This is a genomic window from Hymenobacter lutimineralis, from assembly GCF_008271285.1.
Classification (GTDB): Bacteria; Bacteroidota; Bacteroidia; order Cytophagales; family Hymenobacteraceae; genus Hymenobacter; species Hymenobacter lutimineralis.
Map to the genome: position 1 here is coordinate 21053 of NZ_VTHL01000035.1, position 7020 is coordinate 28072.

Below are 7020 nucleotides of genomic sequence, written 5' to 3' on the forward strand. Positions count from 1 at the left end.
ACGGGCCGCAAAGATAGAATTTTTGTTTGGAAAAGCGGAGAAGGTCCCCAAAAAGAAACTCAGTGCAGCGTCATGGGCTGCGGAATCCGCTTGTTCATCACCCGAAACCAAAGCGGCGGTAGCATGGCCAGCATCATCATGCCGGGGTAGCCGGTAGGCATGCGGGGGCTGGTGGGCTGGTAGCGTAATGCCTGGTAAGGTCGCGAAGCGAGGTAGTGGTGGTCGGAGTGGCGGGTAAGCTCGTACAGCAGCAGACGGCCCAGCTTGTGGTTGGAGTCCCAGGAATGGTGGGGTTGCACCCGCTCGTACCGGCCGTTGGGGTTGAGCTGGCGCTGCAGGCCGTAGTGCTCAATGTAGTTGACCAGCTGGAACAGCAATAAACCAACAACGGCCGCGCCAAGCCAGGCGGCTACTACGGCGCCACCAAGCGTCAGGCCCACTGCCGCCAAAACCACCAGCTGCAGCAGCTGAAAGCGCAGCATTTGGTTGGCAAAGGACAGCCAAGGCAGTCCTTGCTTGGCGAGTCGTACCTGTTCTAAGTGCCAGGCCGACCGATACTCGCCCACCACGGCGCGGGGGAAAAACAGCCAGAAAGGCTCATTTAGCCTTGCGGTGGCCGGGTCGAGGGGGGTGGCCACGTAGCGGTGGTGGCCCCGGTTGTGCTCAATAAAGAAGTGCAGGTAGAGGTTCGTGAGCAAAAGCAGCTTGGCTAGTACCTGCGCCCATCGGCTACTCCGGTGGCCCAGCTCGTGGCCTACCCCAATGCCCAGAATGCCTAAGCTCAACCCCATCGTAACCATGGTGCCCGCGACTTCTGCCGGGGAAAGCGGCCGGCTTACCAGGGTATGCGCGAAAAGGGCCCACAGCCCGTAAAGCACGGGGACGTTCAAGTACAACAGCCAGTTGTAAATGGGACTGGCAGTGGGTATTGCGGCCGCAGTTGCCGGGGGCTTGCGGCGGGACTGCCGCTGTTGCCGGCCCGGGCGGTCCAGCAGCGGAATAATGCCAAAGATGGTAACCGGCGACAGCCACAGCCAAGGGCCGCCCGCCGCAAGCCCAACGAAGGTGAGAGCAGGAATAAGGTAGGCTACGCTATAGGAAAGCGCCTGACGGTTGAAAAGCATGGCCTAGGATGGCAACCTCGGAATGAAACGAAAGTAGCAGCTGGCGAAGATACCGACAGAAGGAGGGCATTGACAACTTGCTTGGCTTCTCTTCGGGGCGTTGGGGCAACTCCTGCGAGGGCATGGGCGGGGCCGATGCCCTAGCGGGCTAATCCCAGTTGCCGGAGGCGGCGGCGGGTGTCGGAGAAGAGAGCGGCCTCGGGGGTGCCGCGGCGCATGGAGTCCAGCACCAGCAGCCCCGGCGGTAGGGACAGCGCACTTTTCTGCTGGGTGCCGCTCAGAAAAGGGTGAGGACCAATGTGGGTAACAACGTCTATGCCATCGGCCCCCAGGGCCTGCACCAGGCTGTGCAGCAGGGTAGGGTTGGTAACCATCTCAAACCAGTATTCCCGCCCGATAATGGTATTGGCCGGAATCACTGCTCCGAGCCGGCTGGAATAGAATGCGCATCGCAGGGGCAAAGGCTCTATCTCGGTCAGCAACGCGCTAAACGAGGGCTGGTGGTGGGCCAGGAGTGGGGTATGCGTGGGCCAGGAGCCTACCCGCGTGAGGGGCTCCCAGTGGTAGCCTTGCTGGTGCAGAAAAGCGGTGGCAGCTGCCTCGTCGTCGCTGTGAAAAAAAACCAGACAGGTCTGCGCATTCAGCTCCACTACAGGGTAAATCGGCACTGGGGAAGTCAGGCAGGCCGTTTGGGCCGAAGCCAACGCGGTATGCACGTAGAAATACAGGAAATCCTTAGCCAAGGGAAAAAACATCCGGACTACGGCCGTGCACACCCGGATGGCGTCCGGTAGGCTCAAACCCCCGGCTGCGTATACACCCGCTATTTCTCCCAGGCTAAGGCCCGCAATGGCATCGGGCTCCACCTGATAGGCTTTCCATAATGCCACCTGGGCCACTTGCACAGCCATAATATAATAGGTGACCTTACCCTGCATGAATTGTTCATCGGCCTGCCCGGCAAATAAGGGCACAAGGTCGCAATCCGCTATTTCGATTAGTAAGTCGTTGAACTCATGAACCATGGCCCGAAAGGCGGGCTCGGTCCGGTACAACTCCTGCCCCATGCCCAGCCAGTACAGGCTGCGGCCGTTAAAAGCGAATACGTGGTGCTTGGGCTGGTAAGCGCCACCCGCTCGGCTTCCGCGGTTAAGCAGGCCGCCTGAAATGCTTTGCAGCCAGGACAATAGAGGAAGAGCCATAAAACAAACAGCAGTAACTACCGGGGGACCAAACCGACTTCCCGCAAAGGTAATAGCCGCTTAAAGCAAAAAACCACCCGGCAGCAACTGCCGGGTGGTTCTGTAGAAGGAGGACGCTGCTTAAATAAACAGGGAGCTGATGCTCTCGTGCGTCACCACGTTGCGGATAGCCTGGGCGAACAGGTTCGACACCGAAATTACCTTGATTTTGGGATTTTCCTCTTTCAACGGAATCGTGTCGGTGATGACCAGCTCTTCCAGCACCGAGTTGCGAATCCGGTCGTGGGCTGGGCCAGAAAGTACCCCGTGCGTAATCACCGCTCGCACCGACTTGGCGCCGCGCTCCATCAACAGCTCAGCGGCTTTGCAGATGGTACCAGCCGTATCCACGATGTCGTCGATGAGCACCACGTTCATGTCCGTTACGTCGCCAATCACCTGCATAGAGGCAATTTCGTTGGCCCGCAGGCGCATCTTGTCGCACACCACAATTTCGGCCCCGAACTTCTTGGCGAAGCTGCGCGTGCGCACCACGCCGCCCACGTCGGGGGAGGCGAAAATGAGATTTTCCAGGTTCAGCGACTTGATGTAGGGCGCCGAAACGGTAGCCCCGTCGAGGTGGTCTACCGGAATATCGAAGAACCCCTGGATCTGGCCCGCGTGCAGGTCGCAGGTCATCAGGCGGTCGGTGCCCACGCTCTGCACGAAGTCGGCCACCACTTTGGCGCCGATGCTCACCCGGGGCTTGTCTTTGCGGTCTTGCCGGGCATAGCCGTAGTAGGGCATGACCACGGTTACCGAGGCGGCCGAGGCGCGCTTGGCCGCGTCCACCATCAGCATCAGCTCCATCAGGTTTTCGGCCGGCGGGTTGGTGCTCTGAATCAGGAACACGGCGCAGCCCCGCACGCTCTCGTTGAAGCTGGGGCCAAGTTCCGTATCGGCAAAGCGCTGAATGCTCAGGTCGCCGAGGGGCTGGCCGAAGGCGGCGGCAATCTGCTGTCCTAGCTCGCGGGAAGCATTACCTGCAAAAATTTTAACCTGCTGTGGCATAATGAAGGAGGGGAAAGGGAGAAGGCAAAAAAGCGAAAGGCGCTGACTCTTCCGGAGAGGAAGACTCAGCGCCTTTCGCTTTACTTTAGTCGGTTGTCCGACCAGGGCTCGAACCTGGACTTTCTTGAATCAAAATCAAGCGTGTTGCCAGTTACACCATCGGACAATTTCCCATTCGTAAAACCGGTGTGGTGTTCCGTTTGGGTGTGCAAATGTACTACGGGTTTTTTGGCAGCCAAACTTTCCGGCAAATTTTTTTTCGGGTAGTTCGGCCTTCACGGTATCTAAAAGGCCTTTTCCACGGCTTGAGTGCCTGATTTTCAAGGACGCACGCGCCGGGCAGCAGCTGGTAAATTTTCTCGACGGGCGGACTTTGGCAAAGCGGCAATTAAGCCGTAGTTTTGCGGCCTGAAAACGTTGCCCACTCACTATAAAGAAACGCAATGGCGAATACCGGCAAAATCACCCAGGTTATCGGGCCCGTCGTAGACGTGAGCTTCGCGGGTGAAAGCTCCAAGCTTCCTAACATCCTCGACGCACTCGAAGTCACGAAAGACAACGGCCAGGTGGTTATCCTGGAGGTCCAGCAACACCTGGGCGAAGACCGGGTGCGCACCATCGCCATGGACTCGACCGAGGGCATGACCCGCGGCGCTGAAGTACGCGACCTGGGTGCGCCCATGTCGATGCCTACGGGCGAAGGCGTAAAAGGCCGCCTGTTCAACGTGGTAGGCTATGCCATCGACGGCATTCCCCAGCCCAAGAGCGACGGTCCGCTGCCGATTCACCGCCAGCCTCCGCCCTTCGAGGACCTGGCTACTTCCTCGGAAGTTCTCTTCACCGGTATCAAAGTAATTGACCTGCTGGCTCCCTATGTGAAGGGTGGCAAAATTGGTTTGTTCGGTGGCGCCGGCGTAGGCAAAACCGTACTGATCATGGAGCTGGTAAACAACATTGCCAAGGCCTACGCTGGTCTGTCGGTGTTTGCCGGTGTGGGTGAGCGTACCCGCGAAGGCAATGACCTGCTGCGCGAATTCATCGAGTCGGACATCATCAAGTACGGTGAGGAGTTCAAGCACTCGATGGAAGCCGGCGGCTGGGACCTGACCAAGGTTGACCAGAACGAGCTGCTTAAGTCGCAGGCTACCCTGGTGTTCGGCCAGATGAACGAGCCCCCCGGAGCCCGGGCCCGCGTAGCCCTGTCGGGCCTCACCATTGCGGAAAACTTCCGCGACGGCGACGGTTCCGGTGCCGGCCGCGACATCCTGTTCTTCATCGACAACATCTTCCGCTTCACCCAGGCAGGTTCCGAAGTATCGGCTCTGCTGGGCCGCATGCCGTCGGCCGTAGGCTACCAGCCCACGCTGGCCACCGAAATGGGTGCCATGCAGGAGCGTATCACCTCCACCAAGCGCGGTTCCATCACATCGGTACAGGCTGTATACGTGCCGGCCGATGACTTGACGGACCCGGCTCCGGCCAACACCTTTGCTCACTTGGACGCTACCACGGTACTGTCGCGGAAGATTGCCGAGCTGGGCATCTACCCGGCCGTAGACCCGCTGGACTCCACCTCGCGTATCCTGTCCACTGAAGTTCTCGGCGACGAGCACTACAACACGGCCCAGCGCGTGAAGGAGATTCTGCAGCGCTACAAGGAACTGCAGGACATCATCGCCATCCTGGGCATGGACGAGCTGAGCGAAGAAGACAAGCAGGTTGTAAACCGCGCCCGCCGCGTGCAGCGCTTCTTGTCGCAGCCGTTCTTCGTGGCCGAGCAGTTCACCGGTCTGGCCGGCGTACTGGTTGACATCAAGGATACTATCAAAGGCTTCAACGCCATCATCGACGGTACCTATGACCACCTGCCCGAGGCAGCTTTCAACCTGGTAGGCACCATCGAGGATGCCGTTGCCAAAGGCGAGAAGCTGATTGCTGAGGCCAAGTAATTTTCTAATGTGGGGAATGTGCTGATGTGGGAAATGTGAAAACTACTTTCACACAACCCCCAGCACATTCATCACATTTCCACATTTCTCACATTAGAAACCATGCATCTGGAAATCATTACCCCCGACCGCAAGGTATTTGAAGGCGAGGTTTCGTCGGTTCAGTTTCCGGGCACCGACGGCCTGTTCGAGGTACTGAATGACCATGCTCCGCTGATTTCGGCGCTGCAATCGGGTAACGTGGTGCTGAACGGCGGCTCAACTACCTTCCGCATCGATGGAGGAGTAGTTGAAGTACTCCGCAACAACGTTATTGTACTCGCGGAGGGCGCTTCGGCGTAATTCCTGGTTTTAGCTTGCTATAAAAAGCCTTTCCTTTGCGGGAAAGGCTTTTTTATTGCCTTTCCCAAGCCTCATGCCTTCAGTCGGTTCGTCTCGTATGAAAATAAAGCCCAAAATCACCCCGATCTACCAGACTTCGGTTTTCAAGTTCGATGACCTGACAGAGCTGGAACTCTATTTCGGGGAGCCGAGCAGCCGCTACCTGTATTCACGTAACGGGAATCCCAACTCCGACGAACTGGCCGATAAGGTAAACGAGTGGGAGCAAGGTGCCGGGGCCGTGGCTACCGGTTCGGGCATGGCCGCCATCCTCGCCGCCCTGATGGCGTGCTGCCAGGCCGGCGACCATGTGCTGTGTGCGTCCGATATCTACGGGGGCTCTTCGTCCTTGCTCAACCAGGAGCTCAGTCGGCTGGGAATAACCGTGACGTACGTGCCGTTTGAGCATTTGTACGAATTGAGTCCATTTGTACAGCCCACTACGCGCCTGCTGCTGTGTGAAACCATCAGCAACCCGCTGCTGCGCGTGGCCGACCTGCAGCGCCTGGCGCAGGAGTGCCACCAACACAGCCTGAAGCTGGTAGTGGACAACACCTTTGCCTCACCCGTCATCACGCGGCCACTCGCGCTGGGTGCCGACCTGGTGCTGCACAGCGTGACGAAGTATCTGGCTGGGCATTCCGATGTAACAGCCGGCGTGGTGGTAGCCGCCGACCCGGCGCTGGCGGCGCGCCTCAGGCAGATTGGCGTGCTCTACGGACTTACTCTTAGCCCCATGGAAAGCTGGCTGGCGGTGCGGGGTCTCAAAACGCTTCGGCTTCGGATGCGTGAGCATAGCGCCAATGCCTTGGCTATTGCTGAATTTCTGCAGCAGCAGCCTGCGGTGCGCGCCGTATATTATCCAGGGCTAGCAGCCCACCCTCAGCACGAACTGGCCCGGGCACAGGGTACAGGCCAGTACGGCGGGATGCTCTCTATTCTGCTGGCCGATGATACCGAAGTTGTCAATCGATTTATCAGAGCCTGCCAGCGCTTCCCCTTTGCGCCTTCCCTGGCCGGCGTCGATTCATCCTTATCGTATCCCTTGGGCACTTCACACCGCTACCTGACCAGTGAGCAACAAGCCGAGCTGGGCATTACCGTGGGCCTCGTGCGCCTGTCGGTAGGAATTGAGCCCGTTGAGGAACTGCTGGCCGATCTGCAGGCGGCTTTGCAAAGCCTGTAGCCGCTTACTAGGGAGTGTGGACAGTGGTCGTAGCTTAGCGGCATGCTACGCCGCCATGAATTAAGCGAACGGGAATGGAAATTGGTCGAACCGCACACTTTGGGTCGTCCGGGTACGGGTGGGGGCAC

At 58.7% G+C, this 7020-nt stretch carries 6 protein-coding genes and 1 tRNA gene; 3 read left to right on the forward strand and 4 right to left on the reverse strand.

The features are described from left to right. Positions 1-59: 59 nt before the first annotated feature. The 4 genes from FY528_RS20500 to FY528_RS20515 all read right to left on the reverse strand — a co-directional run bounded on the left by FY528_RS20500 (position 60) and on the right by FY528_RS20515 (position 3542). A complete protein-coding gene (locus FY528_RS20500; RefSeq protein ID WP_149072885.1) occupies positions 60-1124 on the reverse strand; it encodes an alkane 1-monooxygenase in 1065 nt (354 codons plus the stop codon). Positions 1125-1264: 140 nt separating this feature from the next. Beyond that, positions 1265-2326, reverse strand: a complete 1062-nt coding sequence (locus tag FY528_RS20505) for an acyltransferase domain-containing protein (RefSeq protein ID WP_149072886.1) — start codon at positions 2324-2326, stop codon at positions 1265-1267. 120 nt (positions 2327-2446) lie between these two features. After that, positions 2447-3376 (reverse strand): ribose-phosphate pyrophosphokinase, encoded by a 930-nt coding sequence (locus FY528_RS20510; RefSeq protein WP_149072887.1) that lies wholly within the window; start codon positions 3374-3376, stop codon positions 2447-2449. Positions 3377-3469: 93 nt separating this feature from the next. Continuing rightward, positions 3470-3542 (reverse strand) — tRNA-Gln (locus FY528_RS20515). 277 nt (positions 3543-3819) lie between these two features. On the opposite strand from FY528_RS20515, the gene atpD reads away from it, so the two are divergent. The 3 genes from atpD to FY528_RS20530 all read left to right on the forward strand — a co-directional run bounded on the left by atpD (position 3820) and on the right by FY528_RS20530 (position 6892). Then, positions 3820-5325: a F0F1 ATP synthase subunit beta gene (atpD, locus tag FY528_RS20520; protein ID WP_149072888.1), complete on the forward strand. Its 1506-nt coding sequence runs from the start codon at positions 3820-3822 to the stop codon at positions 5323-5325. 102 nt (positions 5326-5427) lie between these two features. After that, positions 5428-5667, forward strand: a complete 240-nt coding sequence (atpC, locus tag FY528_RS20525) for an ATP synthase F1 subunit epsilon (protein WP_149072889.1) — start codon at positions 5428-5430, stop codon at positions 5665-5667. A 97-nt stretch (positions 5668-5764) separates the two neighbouring features. Continuing rightward, positions 5765-6892, forward strand: coding sequence for a trans-sulfuration enzyme family protein (locus tag FY528_RS20530; protein ID WP_149072890.1), 1128 nt, complete (start codon positions 5765-5767; stop codon positions 6890-6892). Positions 6893-7020 lie beyond the last annotated feature (128 nt).

What these genes read in the sequence shown, in the direction of transcription:
- FY528_RS20510 (WP_149072887.1), bottom strand. Translation starts at nt 3,376, where the DNA reads ATGCCACAGCAGGTTAAAATTTTTGCAGGTAATGCTTCCCGCGAGCTA.
- FY528_RS20500 (WP_149072885.1), bottom strand. Translation starts at nt 1,124, where the DNA reads ATGCTTTTCAACCGTCAGGCGCTTTCCTATAGCGTAGCCTACCTTATT.
- FY528_RS20530 (WP_149072890.1), top strand. Translation starts at nt 5,765, where the DNA reads ATGAAAATAAAGCCCAAAATCACCCCGATCTACCAGACTTCGGTTTTC.
- atpD (WP_149072888.1), top strand. Translation starts at nt 3,820, where the DNA reads ATGGCGAATACCGGCAAAATCACCCAGGTTATCGGGCCCGTCGTAGAC.
- FY528_RS20505 (WP_149072886.1), bottom strand. Translation starts at nt 2,326, where the DNA reads ATGGCTCTTCCTCTATTGTCCTGGCTGCAAAGCATTTCAGGCGGCCTG.
- atpC (WP_149072889.1), top strand. Translation starts at nt 5,428, where the DNA reads ATGCATCTGGAAATCATTACCCCCGACCGCAAGGTATTTGAAGGCGAG.